The sequence below is a fragment of the Mycobacterium sp. C31M genome, from assembly GCF_053345865.1.
The window spans coordinates 290,638-311,217 of the sequence record NZ_JBKFAX010000003.1 but is presented as its reverse complement, the minus strand read 5'-3'; the positions used below and the strand labels follow the sequence as shown (position 1 = coordinate 311,217).

Below are 20,580 nucleotides of genomic sequence, written 5' to 3'. Positions count from 1 at the left end.
TCGTATGTGACCGGTGTCACCGACACCGCACAGCGTCGGCACTCCGCTGCGCCAAGCAATGAAGGAACGTCCAGATGACTGCACAGACGGGCTCGGCATCTGAAGCCGAGCTACCACCTCTGACCAGTGGCCCGCATCGACAGCGGATCGGCCTCATCTCCATCGTCGCCTGCCTGGGCGGCCTGCTGTTCGGCTACGACACCGGCGTGGCCAACGGCGCCGAGGGCCCGATGGCCCGCGAACTCGGGCTTTCCCTGCTGCAGCTCGGCGTGGTGATCAGTTCACTGCTGTTCGCGGCCGCGGTCGGCGCCCTGCTCGGCGGGATCATCTCCGACGCCATCGGGCGTCGCAAGACGATCCTGATCCTGGCGCTGCTGTTCTTCTTCGGCGTGCTGCTGGTGGTGTTCTCCCCCGCCGGACCCGAATCCGGCACCTTCTCGGCGAGCGGTTTCGCCACCCTGGTTGCCGGCCGCATCGTGCTCGGCCTTGCCGTCGGCGGCGCGTCTACGGTCGTGCCGGTCTTCCTCGCCGAACTGTCCCCCTATGAGATCCGCGGGTCCATTACCGGGCGCAACGAGCTGGCCATCGTGGTCGGCCAGTTGTCCGCTTTTGTGGTGAACGCGATCCTCGGCGTCACACTCGGTCACATCGACGGTGTCTGGCGCATCATGTTCGCGGTCTGTGCCCTGCCGGCCATCGCACTGTTCTTCGGCATGCTGCGCATGCCCGAGTCACCACGCTGGCTGGTCGAGAAGGGCCGCCGCGACGAGGCGCTGACCGTGCTGAAGACCATCCGGTCCGAGGACCGCGCACTGGCCGAACTGAGTCAGGTGGAGCTGGTGGCCCGCGAAGAACGCGACCAGAACCAGATCGGATTCCGCGCGATCCTCAGCAACAAGTGGCTGCGGCGCATCATCTTCGTGGGTATCGGCGTCTGCATGACCCAGCAGCTCACCGGCATCAACTCGATCATGTACTACGGCACCCGGGTGCTGGAGGAATCGGGCATGAGCGAGCAGCAGGCCGTACTGGCCAATATCGCCTTCGGCATCGTCGCCGTGATCGGCGGCATCATCGCCCTGCGCAACATGGATCGGCTGGACCGACGAAAGACGTTCCTGATCGGCCTGTCGCTGACCACCACCTTCCACTGCCTGGTGGGCGTCGCGTCGATGCTGCTGCCGGCCGGCAACCCGGCGCGTCCGTACGTGATCCTGGTCCTCGTCGTCGGGTTCGTGCTGTCGATGCAGACCTTCCTCAACATCGCCGTCTGGGTGTGGCTGGCCGAGGTCTTCCCGCTGCACATGCGCGGCCTGGGCATCGGCATCTCGGTCCTGTTCTGCTGGGTCACCAACGGGTTCCTCGGCCTGTACTTCCCCACCCTGGTCTCGACCGTCGGCATCACCGGCTCGTTCTTCCTGTTCGCCGGGATCGGCGTCGTCGCCTTGCTGTTCGTCTGGAGCCAGGTACCCGAGACCCGCGGCCGCTCGCTGGAAGCGCTGGAGGAAGACGTGTCGACGGGGCAGATCTACCTCGGCATGCGCTGAGCGGCCGATCATGACGCGCGAGGAGCTGGGTCGCTTCCTCTGCGAAGTCGAACCGTTCGACTCGCTGGATGCGACCCAGCTGGCGACGCTGGCGGCTGCCGCGACGATCCGTCGATTCTCTGCAGGCGAGTTGGTGGTCGACGCGTTTGCCGCACCACCCACCGAGATCTACGTGGTCCTGCGCGGTGACGTCGACCTCTGGCACGATCAGGACCGCGTCACCAAGGCCGGCGACGAACGCTTTCACGCCGGTGACGTCATCGGCTACTCGGCGATGCTCACCGCACGACCGGTCGGCCCCCGCGCGGTGGCCACCACCGCCGCCGATATCGCGGTACTGCCGGGCCACCTCGTCGAGCCGGCCTTCTCCTCGCCCGCCGGGGCGCGGTTCCTTGCCGACTGCATTTCCCGCATCCGGCGCATGACCGCCACGACGCCGGCGTTCAGCACGGTCGAAGATCTTATCGCCATCACGCCGGTGCTCGTCGGGCCGGATACGCCGGCCGCCGATGTGGTGCGACAGCTCGCGGATCGCGACGTACACTGCGCCGTAGTCGATTTCGGGGACGGGACGTTCGGTATCCTCACCGACGCGATGGTCGGTCGTCGGGTGGTCGGCGACGGTCTGTCCCCGGACGCACCGGCCCGGGTGGTGATGCAGCCCGCGACGACGGTCGAACTCTCCGGATCGTCGGTCGAGGCGCTGATCACGCTGCTGGACACCCGGGCCGAGTACCTGCCGGTGGTCGACCGGGCCGGCACCCTGCGCGGCATCGTCGGCGCACGTGATTTCGCGCTTGCGCCCACCACTGCCGGGGTCGGGTTGCTCGAGCAGATCCACCGTGCCCGCAACCGCACCGAACTGGTGACGCGCGCCCGGCGGGCACCCGCCGTGCTGCGCGATGTCCTGGACCGGGGGCTCGCGGCCGATCGGGTGATCCGGGTGTACTCGGCCATCGTCGACGCGATCATCCGGCGGTCCATCCACTTGGTAGCCGCCGAGCATCCCGACCTACCGCTCGATCAGTTCACCTGGCTCACGCTGGGCAGTCATGGCCGGCGCGAAGCGGTACCGTCCTCCGATGTCGACGCCGCCATCGCCTTCGCCGACTATGTGCCGCCCGACACCATGACACGGTTCCGTGAGATGTTCGGTGTGGTCGACGAATTGCTCACCGAGGCCGGGCTGGGTGTGGATGTCAACGGCGCGAACGCCTCGAACAAGGCCTTCACCCGGACCGACAGCGAATGGCGGGACGCCGCGACCCGCTGGTTGACCGTGCCTGGCGAGAACTCCCGGGCTGCCATGGCGGCCCACAGTAAGGGCCTGGCCGTCATCGCCTCGCTGTTGGTGGACGGCCGACCGGTACACGGCACACCCGGACTTCCCGCGGTGGCACGGGTGTTCACCGACTTCCAGCGCCACCCCGCGGCGATGAATCTGCTGCTGTCGGACTCCTTCTCGCAGCGGGCCAAGGTGCGCGATCGCACCCTGCTCGATGTGTTCACCGGCAAGGGCGGAGCCTCCACCTTCGACGTCAAGGCCCACGGGCTGCTGCCGGTGGTGAGCATCGCCCGCTGGGCGGCGCTGAGTGTCGGCTCCACCGAACTGCAGACGGTGCGCCGATTGCGTGACGCAGCAGGATCGCCGATCCTGCCACACGCCGAAGCCCACCGACTGATCGAGGTGTTCGAGCTGCTGCAGCGAATTCGTCTGCACCACAATCTGGATCAGCTTCAGCGCGGCGAGCGGGCCACCGATCAGATCAACCGCGACGATCTGTCGCCGATCGAACGCACCATGATCGGCCAGGCCGTCCGCGAGATCAACGGCATCGCCCGCCGGATGGAACGCGAGGTCTCCCGCACCGCACCGATGCCCCGACGGAAGACCCTCTGACCACAATGCGGATCGCGGTCATCGGTGATATCGGCGGGCATGCCGAGCAGCTACGCGAAGAGCTCACCCGCCTCGGTGCACCCCCAGACGGCCCCCTGCCCGACGATCTGCTTGTCATCCAGGTCGGCGATCTGGTCCACCGCGGACCCGACTCCGATCTGGTGGTCTCGATGGTCGACCGCTATCTGCGTGCACAGCCCGGCCAGTGGATTCAGCTGATCGGCAACCATGAGGTCAACTACCTCAAGCCGCCGGTGTTCCGATGGCCGGAGGAGCTGAGCCGCAGGAACATCCGTGCACTGAACCGGTGGTGGCGGCACGGCTCCGCGACCGTGGCCGCCGCGGTCGAGACCGCCGACGAGTCCTTCCTGATCACCCATGCGGGTGTGACCGCCCAGTTCTGGGCGAGTGTGCTCGGCGGTCCACCCACCGCCGCCGAGGCTGCACACCGGATCAACGAACTCGCGCGCGACGGCAGCGATACGGTGTTCCGGGCGGGCATGTTCCTGCACGGTGCCACGATCCCCGATGCCGGCCCGCTCTGGGCGGACACCGCCACCGAACTGCTCCCCGGGTGGGCCGACCGCCATCTCCCGTTCAGCCAGATCCACGGACACAACAGCATCACCTCGTGGCGCGACCACGAAAGTCTTTACACCCGAACCGGTATCGAAGCTCTGCTAACCGTCGACGCGACCGCGAAACACGAGTTCGTCCATCTCAGCGGCGGCAGGCTGGTCGGGGTCGACCCCGACCATCGCGACACTCCGACGACACCGTGGCAGGCGCTGGAACTGATCGGCGAGGTCAGCGCCCGCTGAGTGCGGATCCGGTCCGCTCGGCTCTCATTGAGCGTGCCTGCGCAGTTCGGCCTTGGCGAGGGACCGCAGGTGCACCTCGTCGGGGCCGTCGAAGATCCGCATCGACCGGTGCCATCCGTACATGGCGGCCAGCGGGACGTCATCACTGACACCGGCTCCGCCGTGGACCTGGATGGCCCGGTCGATGACCTGCAGCGCAACCCGGGGTACCGACACCTTGGCCGCCGAAACAAGCTGCGCGGCCGCCTTGTTGCCGTGTTCGTCGATCGTCTTGGCGGCATGCCGACACAGCAGTCGGGCCTGGTCGATGGCGATTCGCGACTCGGCGATGTCCTGTTGGATGGTGCCCTGCTCGGCCAGCGGCTTGCCGAAGGCGATGCGCGACTGCGCCCGGGTGGTCATCAGCGCCAGCGCCCGTTCGGCCGCGCCGAGCGCCCGCATGCAGTGGTGGATGCGGCCCGGGCCCAGTCGCGCCTGCGCAACGGCGAATCCGGCACCCTCCTCACCGAGGATGTTCGACACCGGCACACGGACATCGTCGTAGGTCACCTCGCAGTGGCCGTGTTGGTCGTGCCGCCCGAACACCGGGACATCGCGCACGATCGTCACACCCGGGGTGTCGACCGGCACCAGCACCATCGACTGCTGCCGGTGCGGCGCAGCCTCGGGATCGGTCTTGCCCATCACGATCAACAGCCGGCAGCGCGGGTCCGCCGCGCCACTGGTCCACCATTTGCGGCCGTTGATGACGTAATGGTCGCCGTCACGCTCGATCCGGGTCTCGATATTGGTGGCATCGGAGCTCGCGACGGTCACCTCGGTCATCGAGAACGCCGATCGGATCTCGGCGTCCAGTAGCGGCTGCAGCCAGCGATGCTTCTGTTCGTCGGTGCCGAACAGGTGCAGTAGCTCCATGTTCCCGGTATCAGGCGCCTGTCCGTTGGTGGCCTCCGGCGCCAGATGTAGGCTCCAGCCGGTGATCTCGGCAAGACCGGCGTAGTCAAGCTGCCCGATACCCGACTCGGCGGGCAGGAACAGATTCCACAGCCCGCGGGACCGCGCTTCCTTCTTCAGATCCTCGATCACCGGCGGCACCACATGATCGTCCGGACCCGCATCACGCCGGTAGCTCTCGTAATCGTGTTCGGCCGGGAACACGTGCCCGTGCATGAAGTCGACCAGCTCGGCCCGCAGCTCACGGGCACGGTCCGAGGGACGCAGGTCGAGCGCCGAGTCCTCCGCGAGAGTGGTTGTCAGTGAGGCTGTTTCGTTTATCACCGCTGTTCTGTTCGTCATCGAATCCCTCTCAACGTAACCGATGGTGCAGATGTCGCCCGTTCCAGCGCGCGACTCAACAGGGGGCCGACCATGTCGCCGACACCCTCGAAGTCCGCCCCGGCGGTGTGCCCCTGCAGATGGCGGGCGTGAATGCCCTCCAGGATGACCGCGATCTTGAAGTCCGCGAAGACCAGGTACCAGTCCAGATCGCTGACGTCGACGCCGCGGGCGGTGGCATAGGCGTCCACGATCTCGTCGCGGGTCGGAAAGCCCGGCAGCGCCGTGGCGCCGGCGGTGATCGGATTGAAGAATTCACCCTCGTGGTCCCAGAACGAGCACAGGATCCCGAGGTCGGTCAGGGTGTCGCCGAGGGTCGACATCTCCCAGTCGAGCAGACCCAGGATCCTCGTCGGGTCGTCACGGTCGACCATCAGATTGTCGATCTTGAAGTCGCCGTGCACGATTCCGGGGAAGCGGGTGTCCGGCATCGATGCGCCCAGCCGAGCCAGCAGTTCGTCGACCTCGGGGCGAGGCGAGGTGGCCGACGCCTCCCACTGCCGTTGCCACCGTTTCAGCTGCCGTTCCAGATAGCCATCGGGCCGACCCCAGTCGGCGAGTCCGACCTCGGCCGGGTCCACCTCGTGCAGGGCGACCAGCGTGTGCACCGCCGACCCCGCAAGCGTCTTGCGTTGCGCGGGTGTCAATCTGGCGGTGTCCTCGGGTGTACGCAACGTGATGCCGTCGATCTTGTCCATCACGTAGAAGGATGCACCGAGTACCGCAGTGTCCTCGCAGAGTCCGATGGTGCGTGGCACGGGCACCGCGGTGCCGTACAGCGCACTCAGCGCCCGGTATTCGCGTCCCATATCGTGCGCCGTCGGCAGGACATGGCCCACCGGTGGACGCCGCAGGATCCAGTACCGGTCACCGTCGGTCAGCTCGTAGGTGGGATTGGACCGTCCCCCGGCGATCAGCCGGGAGGTCAATCGTCGTCCCACCGAATGGGTGTCGGTGTCGACGAGCCACCGGCGGACCCGTTCGGTCGCCAGATCGTCGAGTGAGCTCATGACATGGCCTCGTATCGTCGTAGTTCTGCGGTGTTCCATGGGCCGACCGCCTGGCGCGGCGGCACCGCCGCAAGTCCGCCGAGGTAGTCTGCGGACTTGGCGTGCCGGCTGACCACGACGTCGACCACCGCTGGTGCGTTGTCCAGGGCCCGCTTGAGCGCGTCGGCGAGTTCGCTTGCCTCCTCGACCCGCTCACCGTGCGCGCCCAGGCTGCGGCCGAGCAGGTCGTACCGGCAGCCGGGCAGATCGACACCGACGACGTTGTCGTACCGGTCGACCTGATCGTGCCATTCGATGTTCCACGCCTCGTTGTTGACGACGACGAACACCGCCTTCGCACCGTGCCGCACAGCGGTGTCCACCTCCATCGCGGTGAATCCGAAACTGCCGTCGCCGATCACGGCGATCACGGGTTCGTCCGGGCGCTGCAACGCGGCCGCGACGGCGAACGGCACCCCAACTCCGAGGCAGCCCAGCGATCCGCAGTCCAGATAGTCCACCGGCTTGAGGCCCACCCGGGCGAACGACAGGATGTCCCCGCCGTCGGCGACGGCCACCGCACCGTCGGTGAGCAGATCGTTGACCGCACCGACGACGAAATTGGGCATCATCCGGCCGTCGTCGTCGCTGTCGGGCGAGGCCATCTTGGTGGCCAACGCGGCCGTCCGCGCGGTATTGGCGGCCCGGACATCGGCGACCCAGTCCAGGTCCGGCGCGGCCGGTGCGGCTCCCGCTGCCGCCAACGCAGTGAGCGCGGCGCCCGTGCCGGCGTGCACCTCGGCGTCACCGCGCCGGTTCTCGCCGAGTTCCTCGAAACAGGTTCCGATCCGCAGGAATCGGGCGTCGTCGGAGAACACCGCGGGCGAGCCATAGCCCAGCTGGAAATCCAGCCGCCGTCCCAGGGTGATGACCAGGTCGGCCTCGCTGATCACGCGGCCCCGGACGGCCGGCACGAAACCCGGGACGTCGTCGCGGATGGCCCCGCGGCACTCCCCCGAGTCGAGGTAGACGGCGTGAGTGGCGTCCAGGAACTCGCGCACCTGGGCGGCAGCAGCACGGACCGGCCGCCCACCGATCACCAGAATTCGTGTTGCGCCGCAGATCAGTTCAGCGGCCGCGGTGATGGCCTCGGGGTCCGGCATCGGCACCGCGGCGCGGCGAGGTTGCATGGCCAGTGGCGGAACATCGGCCTCGTGCACGATCTCGTCGAGCAGGTCGGTGGGAAAGTCGATGTAGGCCGGGCCGGTGGCCCCGGTGGCGCCGCCGAGTGCGGCCGCGATCACCTTGTCCAACCGCGGGATGACATGGTGGCGTTCGGATACCTGCTCGACGAGTCGGGTCACCGGCCTGACGACACCCGCCTGGTCGATGTCCTGCATCGCCGCCATCCCGGTCTGCGGTCGTGGTGCCCGGCCGGAGATGACCAGGACCGGGCTGCGTGCCACGAACGCATTCGAGATCGCGGTGACCGCATTGGTCAGGCCCGGACCCGCGGTCACCATCGCCACACCCAACTCACCGGTGAGCTCGGCGGTGGCATGGGCCATGTACACCGCGGCCGCCTCGTGCCGCACGTCGACGATCTCGATACCGGCCCGGGACACCGCATCCCACACCGGCTGGATGTGGCCTCCGCACAGCCCGAAGACGCGGCGCACACCCTGTACATGAAGCTTGTCGGCGATCAGTTGGGCAACGGTCGTCCCGGTCATGACCGAGGAGTGACGTCGTCCACCCGGATCAGACGATCCACGCCGCGTCTGACCGTCCAGCCGGCCTCCTCGCGATCCCATTGGTCGGTGGAGGTCTCCGCGGCGCGCAGGGTCCGCTTGAGCACCTTGCCGGTCGGCGTCTTGGGCAGTTCGGGTATGAACTCCAGATAACGCGGTACCGCGAAGTACGGTAGCCGCTTGACACAGTGCTGCAGAACCGCAACGTGATCCGGCGAGTTCGCGCCGTCGGAGACCACGAGATAGGCCTTGATATCGTCCTCGCCCTCGGCGGCCGGCTTGGCGATCACCGCCGATTCGACGATCTCCGGCAGCTCGGACAGCGCCACCTCGATGTCATAGGCGGTGACGTTCTCACCCTTGCGCCGGATCCGGTCGTTGAGCCGATCCATGAAGTAGAAGTAGCCATCGGCATCGCGGTACGCGGCATCCCCGGTGTGGAACCACAGGTTTCGCCAGGCCTCCACGGTGCGGTCGGGCATCGAGTGGTACTCCAGAAACGTGGTGAACGGGTAGCGCGGGCGCACCACGATCTCGCCGACGGCGCCGTCTGCGAGTGGCTCGTCGGTCTCGGGGTCGACGATCGCCACCTCGAACCATTCGTCGAGTGCCTTACCGCAACTGCCGGGGCGCAGCGGTTCTCCGGCCGGGCGGTAGAGCGGCAGGCAGATCTCGGTCATCCCGTAGGCCTCGATACACGTCGTATCGAAGCGCCGCTCGAAGTCCTCCGCGATCACCGACGGCAGGGGCAGGGTGAACATGCGACGGACCCCGTGGTCGGTGTCGACAGCGGTGGCCGGTCGGTTGAAGATGTACTGGGCCATCACGCCGAGCAGGCTGGTCACCGTCGCACCGCAGGCGCGCAGATCCTCCAGCCAGCCACTGGCGCTGAACACTTCGGCGATGACGATCTCGGCCCCGGTCATCAGGCACGGAAGTACCTGCATGAACTGGGCGTTGGCGTGGAACAGCGGCAGGCACACGTAGTACACGTCGTCGGAGTTGATCTGCAACTGATCGACGGCGTGCGCGGCAAACGTGTGCATATGGGCGTGCGGCACCACGACACCCTTGGCCGGACCGGTGGTCCCGGAGGTGTAGAGAATGGCCGCGGGATCGCGGTAGGAGACCTCGACATCGGGACGTTCGCCGCCGCCTGCGTCGAGAGTGTCCAGAGCCACGGTCTGCCAGGGCAGTTCGCCACCGCCACCACGCACCGCGACCGCCCGGATGGTCTTCAGTTCACCGGCGACATCGGCGACGGCATCGGCGTACTTGGCGTCGATGATCGCGACCTCGGCACCGGAGTTGTTCGCGATGTGCACCAGGCTCGTTCCCCGGCAGGCGGTGTTCGTTCCGACCTGCACGGCACCGAGGAGATTCGTCGCGAACCAGCTGACGACCAGGTCGATGGAGTTGTCCATCAACAGCATCACCCGATCGCCCTGGGTCACGCCGAGCGCCGCCAGTCCGGCGGCCCGGCGTTCGGTGAGTTCCAGGAGTTCTGTGTAGGTCAACTGCCCGCCGGACATCTCGCGCATCGCCACCTTGTCGGGATATGCCGACGCGGCAGCGAGCAGGAACGCGGGAAGGGTGAACCCGGTCCGCTGTTCGGGGGTGAATCGAGGGGAGATGGCGTGGGACGCCAGGGTGGAAGTCATACTGCCTTTCCTGCAATGTGTTTGACACCGATACCTGCTGGGTCTGCGCGTGGGCGCTAGACCTCGGTGGTCGGCTTGTCTTCGATGTCGTTGTTCTTGGTCTCCGGCAGCGCCAGGATGGCGACCAGGCTCATCGCCGACAGCGCCGCCAACAGCACACCGACCCAGATGCTCGAGTAGTTGGCCACGATCTGGGCGGCCACGATGGGCGGGATCGCCCCGCCGATGATGCCACCCAGGTTGTAGCTCAAACCTGCTCCGGTGTAACGGAATCGCGATTGGAACATCTCCGGCAGCAGCGCGCCGGCGGGACCGTTCGCCACACCGTAGACGGCCAGCGACACTGTCACACCGACCAAGAAGGCGAAGGGTGACCCGGTGTCCAGCAGCGGGAACAGCGCCAGTGACCAGATGATCGCAGCGCCGTAGGCGAACGCGATGACCTTCCGGCGGCCGACGCGGTCCGAGATGATCGCGGCGGCGGAGGTGACAAAACCGAGCACCACGGCGGCGATCATGCCGAAGCCCAGGATCGTCGTCCTGCTCATGTCCAGCGACCCGATTCCGTAGCTCGTGAGGAAGGTGCTTCCGGTGTAGAACATCGAGAAGACCGTCGACATGGCCAGACCGGCCAGGGCGATCTGGCGCCACTGCTTACGGATGGCGTCACCGAAGGGCAGCTTGACCGGTGCGGCCTCGCGCTCCTGATTGAGCTTCTGGTTCTTGAAGACCGGGGTTTCCTCGACCGAGAGCCGGATCCACAGGCCGACCATGACGAGCAGTATCGAGGCGATGAAGGGCAGGCGCCAGCCGTAGTCGAGGAACATCTGGCTGTCGGCGCCGACGGTGATCGAGGCGATCCAGAAGGTGCCGCTGGCGAGGAAGAACGCGCAGGCCGGACCGAGCTGCGGATAGACCGCCATTCTGCCGCGTTGACCCTTGGGCGCGTATTCGGCGGTGAGCAGGGTCGCCCCGGCCCATTCACCACCCATGGCCAGGCCCTGCAGGAACCTCATGGCCACCAGGATCACCGGCGCCCAGATCCCGATGCCGCCCTCGAAGAACCCGAACGCCGAGGCGTTGTAGCCGGGCAGGAATCCGATCAGCACCGTCGAGAGACCCATGATGAGCAGGGTCCACACCAGGGTGCGTTTGCGGCCGATCCGGTCGCCGAAGTGGCCGAACAGGATCGAGCCGACCGGGCGTGCGAAGAATGCAACACCGAACGTTGCGAACGAGGCGATGGTGCCCATCGCCGGGCTGCTGGTGGGGAAGAAGAGTGCGGGAAACACCAGCGCAGCGGCGGTGCCGTAAACGAAGAAGTCGTAGTACTCGATGGTCGTGCCGATCAAGCTGGCCGCGCCGACCCTACGAAGACTTCGCTGGTCAGTCGGTGTTCCTGCGGCGGAAGCCCGCGTTGCGCTCTGCTGGGTCATGAATTTTCTCCAGGGTTCGACGGTACTTCTTTGGTCCTACCATAGGTGTGGTACACGCCACACGCAATGAGCGCAAGTGCTTCCAACCACATTGGCCCAGAATTGCCACATTTTGGGTTAGCAAAGTTCGCAATTTGCAGTTTCAACGCTCTCAATACTTCGCAAGATGGCGACCTTGCCGAGGGGACGGTGCTCTTGGGAATGTCGAGAACATGATCCAGAAAGTGGCGATCGCGAACCGTGGCGAAGCGGCGATGCGGTTCCTCAACGCGGCCGGCGAGTACCGCATCGAACGCGGCGTCGAGTTGGAGACGGTGGCCATCTACACCGATGCCGATGCCGCGTCGTGGTTCGTGCGGGAGGCCGACCACGCCGTGAGTCTCGGGCCGACCATGTCGACCGATCCCGTCACCGGCACCCGCCGGCACACCTACCTCGACATCGCCGCACTGGAGGCGGCACTGGTTGCCTGCGGCGCCGACGCAGTTTGGCCCGGTTGGGGTTTCGTCGCCGAGAACCCGGACTTCGTGCGCATGTGCGAGCGGATCGGTGTCCGGTTCATCGGCCCCAGCGCCGCGGCGATGGACCTGCTCGGCAGCAAGATCGCGGCCAAGACGGTCGCCGAATCCGTCGACGTCCCGGTCGTGCCGTGGAGCCACGGTCCCGTCGACACCGTCGAGGATGCGCGTGATCACGCACGGCGCATCGGCTTTCCGGTGGTCATCAAGGCCGCCGCGGGCGGCGGTGGCCGCGGAATCCGGGTGGTGACCGACGAATCCCTCATGGAGAGTGCGTTTCACAGCGCGCGCGCCGAGGCAGAGTCGGCCTTCGGCGACCCGACCCTGTTCGTCGAGGCGCAGGTCCTCGGCGGCCGCCACCTCGAGGTGCAGGTCGCCGCCGACCACGTCGGCAATGTCTGGACACTGGGCCTGCGCGACTGCAGCGTGCAACGCCGCCGGCAGAAGGTGCTGGAGGAGTCCTCCCCCGTCGACGTCGACGACGATCTGCGGGCCCGGATCCTCGAGGCCGCCCGCCGACTGTGCCATGCCGTCGACTACACAAACGTGGGCACAGTGGAATTCCTGTTCCGCCCCGACACCGGCGAGTTCTACTTCCTGGAGGTCAACACCCGTCTGCAGGTCGAGCACACCGTCACCGAGGCCGTCACCGGAGTGGATCTGGTGAAGCTGCAACTCGATATCGCCCAGGGCATCCCACTGCACTGCGAGCCGCCCGCGCCCCGCGGCCATGCCGTCGAAATCCGGTTGAACGCCGAGGATCCCAAGCGCGGGTTCGCTCCCGCACCGGGTCGTGTCGTCGAACTCCGGATACCACAGGGCCCGTCGATCCGCACCGATGCCGGTGTGGTGGTCGGGGACATCATCGCCGCCGAGTTCGACTCGATGATTGCCAAGGTCATCGCCTGGGGCCGCGACCGGCCGGAGGCGTTGGCCCGGCTGCGCCGCTCCCTGACCCGATCGGCCGCGGTGATCGAGGGTGGCACCACCAACCGACGCTTCTTGATGGCACTGCTCGACAACACCGAGATCCGCGCCGGCCACGTCGACACAACCTGGCTGGACCGTGCCCTGGAGTCCGGGGCACTGCTGGATTCCCCGGATGCGCCGGCGGCGATGATCATCGCCGCCGCCGAAGCACACCGCATCGACCACGCCGATGCGCTGGATCAGTTCGTGGGCAAGGCAATCCACGGCCGTCTCGACGATGTCGATGATGTGACCGCCGCGATCGATCTGGAGTACGAGGGTGTGCGGCGCTCGCTTCGAGTGCTGCAGCACGGTGCCGATCAGATTTCCGTCATCCTCGACGGAGAGGGTGTCGTCGACGCCCGGTTCGAGGTGACCGGCGGGTTCGAGCGTCGCTTGGTGGTGAACCAACACGATTGGCCGGCAACAGTTGTCGCGAACGGCCCACTGATCACCGTGGAGCTCGGGCACAGTGTCTACCGCATCGTGCGGGGCTATGGCGGTCTCATCCGGGCCGAATCGCAGTCCGTCATCGCGAAGGTCGCCGTCGAGGTCGGCCAGGACGTGCAACCCGGCGACGTGCTGTTCATCTCCGAGGCCATGAAGATGGAGACATCGGTCGTGGCGCCGTTCCCCGGACGGGTCACCGAGATCATCGCCGACACCGGCACGATGGTCGGCTCCGGCGACCCGGTGCTGCGGGTCGAGGCCGGCAACGAGAATCAGGCCGAGGAGCAGGCCACCGACGGCGGTCAGCTCTCGTTCACGGCGCTGTCGTCGCGCCCCGACGGCGAGACTTCGACCGAGCACGGCCGGCTCGCCATGCGACTCGTTCTCGGTCAGGACCTCGGCGACACCACCGCCGACACCACGCAGATCGCGTTCGCCGACGGTCTGGCCATCCTGCGCGCGGTCGCCGACCGGATGGCCTTGTTCCTCATCGGGGCGCCGGCCGCACCGCAACCGACGAGCCGGCCGGACATGCTGCTGTTCGCGCTGCGGTCACCGGACCGCATCCACGATGTCGCGCCCGCCGAGTTCGTGACACGGCTGTCCACGATGCTGCGGCACTACGGTATTGACGAGATCAGCCAGGGCCCGCAACTCACCGAGGCGCTGTACGACATCTGGCGCGCCGAGACCCGCCTCGACCGGGTGGCCCAGCTCGCTGCCGCCCTGCTGCAGAGTTGGCTGACCGCCGGCTCCGTGGACCTTCCGGAGCCCGAACTGCTCGATGTGCTCGACGCGCTGATCACCTCCACCGAGGCCACTCATCCTGCCGTCGCCGACCTCGGGCGTGCGGTCCGTCACCGGTTGGTCGAATATCCGGCCCTGGAAGGGCTGTACATCGCCGATGTCGACACCGCCGAACAGCTGTTGGGAACCGCCACAACACAATCGATGCCGGGCCTGCTCGCGCTCCCCACACCGCTCGACCGTCACCTGACCGACGTCGCCGGCAGCGGCGGTACCCGCGGCATCCTCGCGCTGGAAGCGCTGGTCCGGCGCACCCACCGGCGCCGCGTCCTCGGTCCGATGACCGCGTACGAATCGGCGCCCGGTATCACCGTCGTGCGCACCACCGCCGACGACGAGTCGGTGGCACTGGTGGCGGCGTCGGGTCGCTCCGGGCAGCTGCGGAATTTGTTGGTCGCCGCCGCCGATGCCGTCACGGCATCCGGGACGACCACCGCGGCCGACGTCGAGATCTTCCTGTCCGATGCCCCCGACACCGCGACCTTGGACACCCAGATCGGTGCCGCGCTGGCCGAGATCACCACCACCCGCACGGTGACGGTGACCGCGACCTGGTGGCAACCCGGCCTCGGGTTCGACGACCGCTCCCAGCGGCACCGGACGCTCGTCGGATCTGCCGGGTCGTTCGCCGCCGCCGGGCCTCCCGAGGGGATACATCCGGCCACCGCGAACCGGCTCGAACTCTGGCGCCTCGCCGATTTCGACGTCGACATGCTCGACGCACCCGACGGCATCCACCTGCTCAAGGCCGTCGGCAGGGACAACCGCAGCGACGAACGTCTGATCGCGATGCTGGAGGTCCACGAACTCGACGGCGGGTACGCCCATCTGCGAAGCCAACTCTCGCAGGCCGCCATCGCACTGCGCCAGGCCCGGTCCGCGCTGCGCGACCCGTCCACATCACTGAGCAACCGCATCGTCATCTACGCCGAGCCGGCCTGGCCGTTGACCGACACGGAACTGCGGACGGTCATCGCCGACCTACTCCCGCTGACCCGCGGGCTGGGCTTGGAGAAGGTGCTCGTCAGCATGCACACCGTCGATGGCAGCACCGGCGAACGCACCGACGAGATCATCCACATCACCACTCCCCCGACGGTCGGCGTCATGATCGGACGTACCAAACCGTCGCCGAGCACGATCCGCCCGATTTCGGAGTACCGGCGCCGCGTGGTGGCCATGCAGCGACGCGGCATGGTGTACCCGTACGAGATCGTCGAGTTGCTCGTCGGTACCGGCGCGAGCCATACCGAGTTGCCCACCGGTGAGTTCACCGAGTACGACTTCGACTCGGACACAGAGCACTTCGCCCAGGTCGACCGCCCGCGCGGTCAGAACACCGCCCGCGTCGTCACCGGTGTCATCAACAGCAGGCCGGACGGCACGGATGCCTCGTGCAAGCGGATCCTGATCCTCAACGAACCGAGCCGCGACCTGGCCTCGCTGGCCGAACCGGAGTGCCGCCGGATGATCGCGGCGATGGATCTGGCTGCCGATCTCGGCGTCCCGGTCGAGTGGTACGCCGTGTCGTCGGGCGCCCGGATCGCCATGGACAGCGGTACCGAGAATCTGGACTGGACCGCGGCGGTGCTGCGTCGCATCATCGAATTCACCCAGGCGGGTGGCGAGATCAACGTCGTGGTGGTCGGCGTCAACGTCGGCGCACAATCGTATTTCGACGCCGAGGCCACCATGTTGATGCATACCTCCGGCGTGCTGATCATGGTGGGCCGCAGCGCGATGGTGCTCACCGGGAAGCAGGCGCTGGAGTTCTCCGGTGGAGTCGCGGCCGAGGACAACGCCGGGATCGGTGGATACCGCCGCATCGCCGGCCCCAACGGCCAGGCCCAGTTCTGGGTACCCGATGTCGAGTCGGCATGCGCCCTGCTGTTCCGGCATTACGAGTCCTCCCAGCGCCACGGTGCCCACCGGGCCACCACCGACCCGGAGGACCGCGATATCAGCCTGTCCCCGCATCTGGAGGCCGGCTTCGACAAGGTGGGAGATATCTTCTCCCCGGTACACAACCCGGACCGTAAGCGTCCCTTCGATATCCGGTCGGTGATGACGGCGGTGCGCGATCAGGATGCGCCGCCGATGGAGCGCTGGTCCGGGTGGCAGGATGCCGAGAACGTCGTCGCATGGGACACCCGGCTCGGCGGGCACGCGGTGTCACTGGTCGGCATCGAGTCACGCAGCCTGCAGCGGCGGTTGCCACGTCCCACCGACGGACCGGACTCCTGGACCGCGGGCACCTTGTTCCCGCAGTCGTCGAAGAAGCTGGCCCGCATCATCAACGGCGCGAGCGGTCAACGGCCCCTGGTGATCCTGGCCAACCTGTCCGGTTTCGACGGCTCCCCGGAATCGATGCGCAAGCTGCAACTGGAGTACGGCGCCGAGATCGGTCGGGCCATCGTCAACTTCCGCGGACCGATCGTCTTCACCGTCATCTCGCGGTATCACGGCGGTGCGTACGTGGTGTTCTCCAAATCGCTGAACCCGAACATGGAGGTCGCCGCGATCGAGGGCTCACGTGCCTCGGTGATAGGCGGAGCACCCGCCGCGGCGGTGGTGTTCACCCGCGAGGTGCGCGCGCGGGTACGCCAGGATGCCGCCGTCGTCCTGCTGGAGAAGCGGCTCGCCGAGGCCGGCCCGGACGACCGGCCGGTCCTGCAACACGAACTCCACCAGCTGACAGGCAAACTCACGAACGAGGTGCAGACGGCGGTGGCCCGGGAGTTCGACGGGATCCACACCGTCGAACGCGCCCTGCGGGTGGGGTCGATCGATCACATCGTCACCTCAGGCGGCCTGCGCCCGTATCTGATCGGGGCCGTCCGCCGCGGCTTGGAGCAGACCCAGTGAAGACATCACATATCACAACGACCAAAGGATCCCGCCGTGAATAAAGTCGTCATCACCGGACGCGGCATCATCGCCCCGATGGGCAACTCCGTCCCGGAGTATCTGGATGCGCTGCGTAACAACGTCTCCGGGGTGGGTCGGGTCTCATGGCCGGGTGAGCCGGAGAGCTTCTGGTTCGCGCCGGTGCGGGACTTCGAACCGACGGAATGGATGAGCGCGACGGTTGCCGACGGTACCGACCCGTTTGCGCAGTGGGCGCTGGCGGCGACCGAACAGGCCAAGAAGGACGCCGGGTTGGGCGATCTGGACCCGGACCGTACCGGTGTGGTTCACGGGACCAGCATGGGCGGCACCCGGGCGCTGAGTGAGGCGCAGCGCGATTACGAGCGCGAGGGCGCCAAGGGTGTGAGCCGTAAGACCATGATCCGCATCCTGCCCAATATGGCGGCCTCCCAGCTGTGCATGCGGTACTCGCTGCACGGTCCGTTGCTCACGGTGACCACCGCATGCGCCTCCTCCAATGACGCAATCGGCAATGCCGCCCGGCTGATTCGCTCCGGTGAGGCCGATGTGGTGCTGACCGGCGGCACCGAGGCCGTCACCCTCGGCGACGGTGACTTCGCCCCGGCCTGGTATTTCGCCCAGGCCGCCTACGGGATGATCACGTCGAGCACCGATCCCAACCGCACCCTCACACCCTTCGACCGCGACCGCACCGGCATCGTGATCGGCGATGGCAGCGCCATGTTCGTCATCGAGAGCGAGGAGCACGCCCGCGAACGCGGCGCCCGCATCCTCGCCGAGATCGTCGGCTACGCATCGCTGGCCGACGGCCCCCACCCGTCGGCGCCGGAGCCGAACGGCACCTGGGAGGCACTGGTGATGCGCAAGGCACTGTCCAGCGCCGGCCTGGAACCCCAGCAGGTGGACGCCATCTACGCGCACGCCACCGGGACGGCCAAGGGTGACACCGCCGAGATCCGGGCCATCAACGCCGTGCACGGTGGTCGCGATCTGCCGGTCACCGGCATCAAGGGACACACCGGGCATACCGGCGCCGCCTCCGGTGCGATGAGCGCCATCGCCGCCCTGGAGACCTTCGAGTCGGGCATGCTGCCCAACGCCTTCGGCACCGATGTCGTCGATCCCGAGGCGGACTTCCGGGTCATCACCGAGAAGCCCGCACAGGTGGAAGCCGAAGTGATCCAGATCAATTCGTTCGGCTTCGGCGGGCAGAACGCGTCGCTGATCCTGCGCCGACCCTCCTCCTGACCTTCCCCACATCACCCGAAAGGTAGCTTCATGGGCAATCTGCAGTATGACTTCACCGGGCGGTCTGTCATCGTGACGGGCGCGGCACGCGGTATCGGATTCGAGCTCGGTTCGTTCTTCGCCAATGCCGGCGCGGCGACCTACATGGTTGATTCCGATGCCGACGAACTCAAGGACGCCGCCAAGCGGGCCGGCGGCGTGGCGCTGGTCGCCGATGTCGGCAGCACCGCCGATGTCGACGCCGCGGTGGCCTCCGTCATCGAAGACACCGGCAAGGTCGACGTCGTCGTCAACAACGCAGGGGTGTTACGGGACCGGGTCGTCTGGAAGCTGACCGACGACGACTGGGAGGAGGTGCTGAACGTTCACGCGGGCGGCACCTTCCGTTTCACCCGTGCGTGTGTGCCACATTTCCGTGAACGGTCGTTCGGCCGGATCATCAACATCACCTCCTACACCGGGTTGCGCGGCAATCCCGGGCAATCCAACTACGGCACGGCCAAGGCGGGCATCATCGGGTTCACCAAGACCGCGGCCAAGGAACTGGCCCGGTTCGGCGTCACCGTCAACGCGATCGCACCGAATGCCGAGACCCGCATGGTGGCGTCCATCCCCGCCGACAAGAAGGCCGAGATGGCGGCGGCCATCCCGATGGGCCGCTTCGCCCAGCCCAGCGAGATGTGCCCGGCCATCGGCTTTCTCGCCTCCGAGGAAGCCGGCTTCATCACCGGTACCGTGCTCGCCGTCGACGGCGGGATGTCGATGTGAGCGGACTGACCATAGCGAATCTGACCGAGCAGTCCGATCTCGACCTGGGGCGCAGCCACTGGATGGAGATCGACCAGAAGCGCATCGACGTGTTCGCCGAGATCACCGAGGACCCGCAATGGATCCACGTCGACCCGGTCCGGTCGGCCGACGGCCCGTTCGGCACGACGATCGCCCACGGCTACCTGACGATGTCGCTGATCGCCCCGGTACTCAACGAGTTGTTCGTCGTCGACGACGCCGTCGCCTCGATCAACTACGGCGCCAACAAGGTTCGCTTCCCCGCGTTCGTTCCATCCGGCGCGCGGTTGCGCGGGCACCTGGTGCTGCTCGGCGCCGAACCGGTCGGCGGCGGGGTGCAGGCCTCGCTGCGGGTCACCATGGAGATCGAGGGTGGCGAGAAGCCGGCCTGCGTCGCCGACATCCTGATCCGGCTGCGGGGTGCAGAGTGAAAGCGTTTCGGCTGCATTCCTACGACGGCCCCACGGGATTGTGCCTCGACGAGGTGCCCGACCCCGTCGGTGACGCCGAGACGGCCGTGGTCGACGTCAAGGCCATCGGTGTCAACTTTCCCGACCTGCTGCTCACCAAGGGTCAGTACCAGCGCAAACCCGACACCCCGTTCACCCCCGGTTGCGAGGTGGCGGGCGTGATCCGTTGGGCCCCGGAGGGATCCGACTGGTCGGCCGGTGACCGGGTGATGGCGTTCATCTGGGACGGCGCATACGCCGAGAGTGTCGCAATCCCGCTGCGTTCACTGGTGGCGATCCCCGATGACATGGGCTTCGACACCGCGGCGGGCCTGGTGGTAAACCACCACACTGTGCATTTCGCGCTGGCACGCCGCGGTCACGTGCAGGCCGGCGAGAACGTCCTGGTGATGGGCGCCGGTGGCGGGATCGGCAGCGCCGCAGTGCAAGTGGCCAAGGGACTCGGGGCACGGGTGATCGCCGGTGTGGCCGGCGAGCACGAGTCGACGGTGGCCAAGGAGTCCGGCGCCGACGAGGTCATCATTCTGGAAAAGGGGTTTGCCGCGCAGGTCCGCGCGCTCACCGACGGCGAGGGCGTCGATGCAATACTCGATCCGCTGGGCGACTGGCTGTTCGACGAGGGTGTACGGGCGCTGGCCTCCGAGGGCCGGATCCTGATCATCGGTTTCGCCGCCGGCGACATCCCGTCGCTGCGCACCAACCGTCTGCTGCTGCGCAACGTGTCGGCGGTCGGTGTCGCCTGGGGCGCCACCCTGGACAAGGACCCCGCCCTGCTGGCGTGGGGCGCCGACGCCCTGCACCGGATGTACGCCGACGGGTCCGTCCGACCGCATATCGGGCACCGGTTCACGTTCGACGAGATCCCGGCGGCATTGCAGCGTCTCGACGCCCACGAGATCCGCGGTAAGGCAATCGTCGAGGTCGTCTGAGCAGCTCACAGGGCGAGCGAAGCGACGGGAAATCGGGAACTGCGAAATCTGCGAAGTACCGTCCTCGCAAC

13 protein-coding genes are annotated in these 20,580 nt (G+C 67.2%); 8 read left to right on the top strand and 5 right to left on the bottom strand.

All coding sequences use genetic code 11. The features are described 5' to 3' along the window. Positions 1–74 precede the first annotated feature (74 nt). Genes ACLBYA_RS06345 through ACLBYA_RS06335 form a run of 3 tightly spaced genes read left to right on the top strand, consistent with a single transcriptional unit; the run spans position 75 to position 4,268 of the window. Positions 75–1,547, top strand: a complete 1,473-nt coding sequence (locus ACLBYA_RS06345; RefSeq protein WP_447708501.1) for a sugar porter family MFS transporter — start codon at positions 75–77, stop codon at positions 1,545–1,547. A 10-nt stretch (positions 1,548–1,557) separates the two neighbouring features. Next, entirely contained in the window at positions 1,558–3,447 is a 1,890-nt protein-coding gene (locus ACLBYA_RS06340; RefSeq protein WP_447708500.1) for a putative nucleotidyltransferase substrate binding domain-containing protein, read from the top strand. Between the two features lie 5 nt (positions 3,448–3,452). After that, a complete protein-coding gene (locus tag ACLBYA_RS06335; RefSeq protein ID WP_447708499.1) occupies positions 3,453–4,268 on the top strand; it encodes a metallophosphoesterase in 816 nt (271 codons plus the stop codon). Between the two features lie 24 nt (positions 4,269–4,292). On the opposite strand, the gene ACLBYA_RS06330 is transcribed toward ACLBYA_RS06335, so the two are convergent. The 5 genes from ACLBYA_RS06330 to ACLBYA_RS06310 are packed head-to-tail and all read right to left on the bottom strand — an operon-like array spanning position 4,293 to position 11,440. Then, a complete protein-coding gene (locus tag ACLBYA_RS06330) occupies positions 4,293–5,564 on the bottom strand; it encodes an acyl-CoA dehydrogenase family protein (RefSeq protein ID WP_447708498.1) in 1,272 nt (423 codons plus the stop codon). Then, positions 5,561–6,613: a phosphotransferase family protein gene (locus ACLBYA_RS06325; RefSeq protein ID WP_447708497.1), complete on the bottom strand. Its 1,053-nt coding sequence runs from the start codon at positions 6,611–6,613 to the stop codon at positions 5,561–5,563. Before ACLBYA_RS06325 ends, ACLBYA_RS06330 begins: the two co-directional genes overlap by 4 nt. After that, on the bottom strand, positions 6,610–8,325 hold the full coding sequence (locus ACLBYA_RS06320) for a thiamine pyrophosphate-binding protein (RefSeq protein ID WP_447708496.1): 1,716 nt from the start codon (positions 8,323–8,325) through the stop codon (positions 6,610–6,612). Before ACLBYA_RS06320 ends, ACLBYA_RS06325 begins: the two co-directional genes overlap by 4 nt. After that, positions 8,322–10,004 (bottom strand): AMP-binding protein, encoded by a 1,683-nt coding sequence (locus ACLBYA_RS06315; RefSeq protein WP_447708495.1) that lies wholly within the window; start codon positions 10,002–10,004, stop codon positions 8,322–8,324. The genes ACLBYA_RS06320 and ACLBYA_RS06315 overlap by 4 nt, the downstream gene beginning before the upstream one ends. 56 nt (positions 10,005–10,060) lie before the next feature. Further along, a complete protein-coding gene (locus tag ACLBYA_RS06310; protein ID WP_447708494.1) occupies positions 10,061–11,440 on the bottom strand; it encodes an MFS transporter in 1,380 nt (459 codons plus the stop codon). Positions 11,441–11,652: 212 nt separating this feature from the next. Here ACLBYA_RS06310 and ACLBYA_RS06305 point away from each other — a divergent pair, with 212 nt between their 5' ends. Genes ACLBYA_RS06305 through ACLBYA_RS06285 form a run of 5 tightly spaced genes read left to right on the top strand, consistent with a single transcriptional unit; the run spans position 11,653 to position 20,509 of the window. Then, positions 11,653–17,049, top strand: a complete 5,397-nt coding sequence (locus ACLBYA_RS06305) for an ATP-binding protein (RefSeq protein WP_447708493.1) — start codon at positions 11,653–11,655, stop codon at positions 17,047–17,049. A 36-nt stretch (positions 17,050–17,085) separates the two neighbouring features. Next, the gene (locus ACLBYA_RS06300) at positions 17,086–18,321 is read left to right on the top strand and encodes a beta-ketoacyl-[acyl-carrier-protein] synthase family protein (protein ID WP_447708492.1); all 1,236 of its coding nucleotides are present in this window, start codon (positions 17,086–17,088) and stop codon (positions 18,319–18,321) included. A 30-nt stretch (positions 18,322–18,351) separates the two neighbouring features. Then, positions 18,352–19,089 (top strand): SDR family oxidoreductase, encoded by a 738-nt coding sequence (locus ACLBYA_RS06295; RefSeq protein ID WP_447708491.1) that lies wholly within the window; start codon positions 18,352–18,354, stop codon positions 19,087–19,089. Further along, on the top strand, positions 19,086–19,541 hold the full coding sequence (locus ACLBYA_RS06290; protein ID WP_447708490.1) for a MaoC family dehydratase: 456 nt from the start codon (positions 19,086–19,088) through the stop codon (positions 19,539–19,541). Before ACLBYA_RS06295 ends, ACLBYA_RS06290 begins: the two co-directional genes overlap by 4 nt. Then, positions 19,538–20,509 (top strand): NADPH:quinone oxidoreductase family protein, encoded by a 972-nt coding sequence (locus ACLBYA_RS06285; protein WP_447708489.1) that lies wholly within the window; start codon positions 19,538–19,540, stop codon positions 20,507–20,509. The genes ACLBYA_RS06290 and ACLBYA_RS06285 overlap by 4 nt, the downstream gene beginning before the upstream one ends. Positions 20,510–20,580 lie beyond the last annotated feature (71 nt).

Excerpts from the sequence above, each read along its gene's own strand:
- ACLBYA_RS06330 (WP_447708498.1), bottom strand. The coding sequence starts at position 5,564 with ATGACGAACAGAACAGCGGTGATAAACGAAACAGCCTCACTGACAACC.
- ACLBYA_RS06340 (WP_447708500.1), top strand. The coding sequence starts at position 1,558 with ATGACGCGCGAGGAGCTGGGTCGCTTCCTCTGCGAAGTCGAACCGTTC.
- ACLBYA_RS06310 (WP_447708494.1), bottom strand. The coding sequence starts at position 11,440 with ATGACCCAGCAGAGCGCAACGCGGGCTTCCGCCGCAGGAACACCGACT.
- ACLBYA_RS06320 (WP_447708496.1), bottom strand. The coding sequence starts at position 8,325 with ATGACCGGGACGACCGTTGCCCAACTGATCGCCGACAAGCTTCATGTA.
- ACLBYA_RS06305 (WP_447708493.1), top strand. The coding sequence starts at position 11,653 with ATGATCCAGAAAGTGGCGATCGCGAACCGTGGCGAAGCGGCGATGCGG.
- ACLBYA_RS06325 (WP_447708497.1), bottom strand. The coding sequence starts at position 6,613 with ATGAGCTCACTCGACGATCTGGCGACCGAACGGGTCCGCCGGTGGCTC.
- ACLBYA_RS06295 (WP_447708491.1), top strand. The coding sequence starts at position 18,352 with ATGGGCAATCTGCAGTATGACTTCACCGGGCGGTCTGTCATCGTGACG.
- ACLBYA_RS06315 (WP_447708495.1), bottom strand. The coding sequence starts at position 10,004 with ATGACTTCCACCCTGGCGTCCCACGCCATCTCCCCTCGATTCACCCCC.
- ACLBYA_RS06335 (WP_447708499.1), top strand. The coding sequence starts at position 3,453 with ATGCGGATCGCGGTCATCGGTGATATCGGCGGGCATGCCGAGCAGCTA.
- ACLBYA_RS06345 (WP_447708501.1), top strand. The coding sequence starts at position 75 with ATGACTGCACAGACGGGCTCGGCATCTGAAGCCGAGCTACCACCTCTG.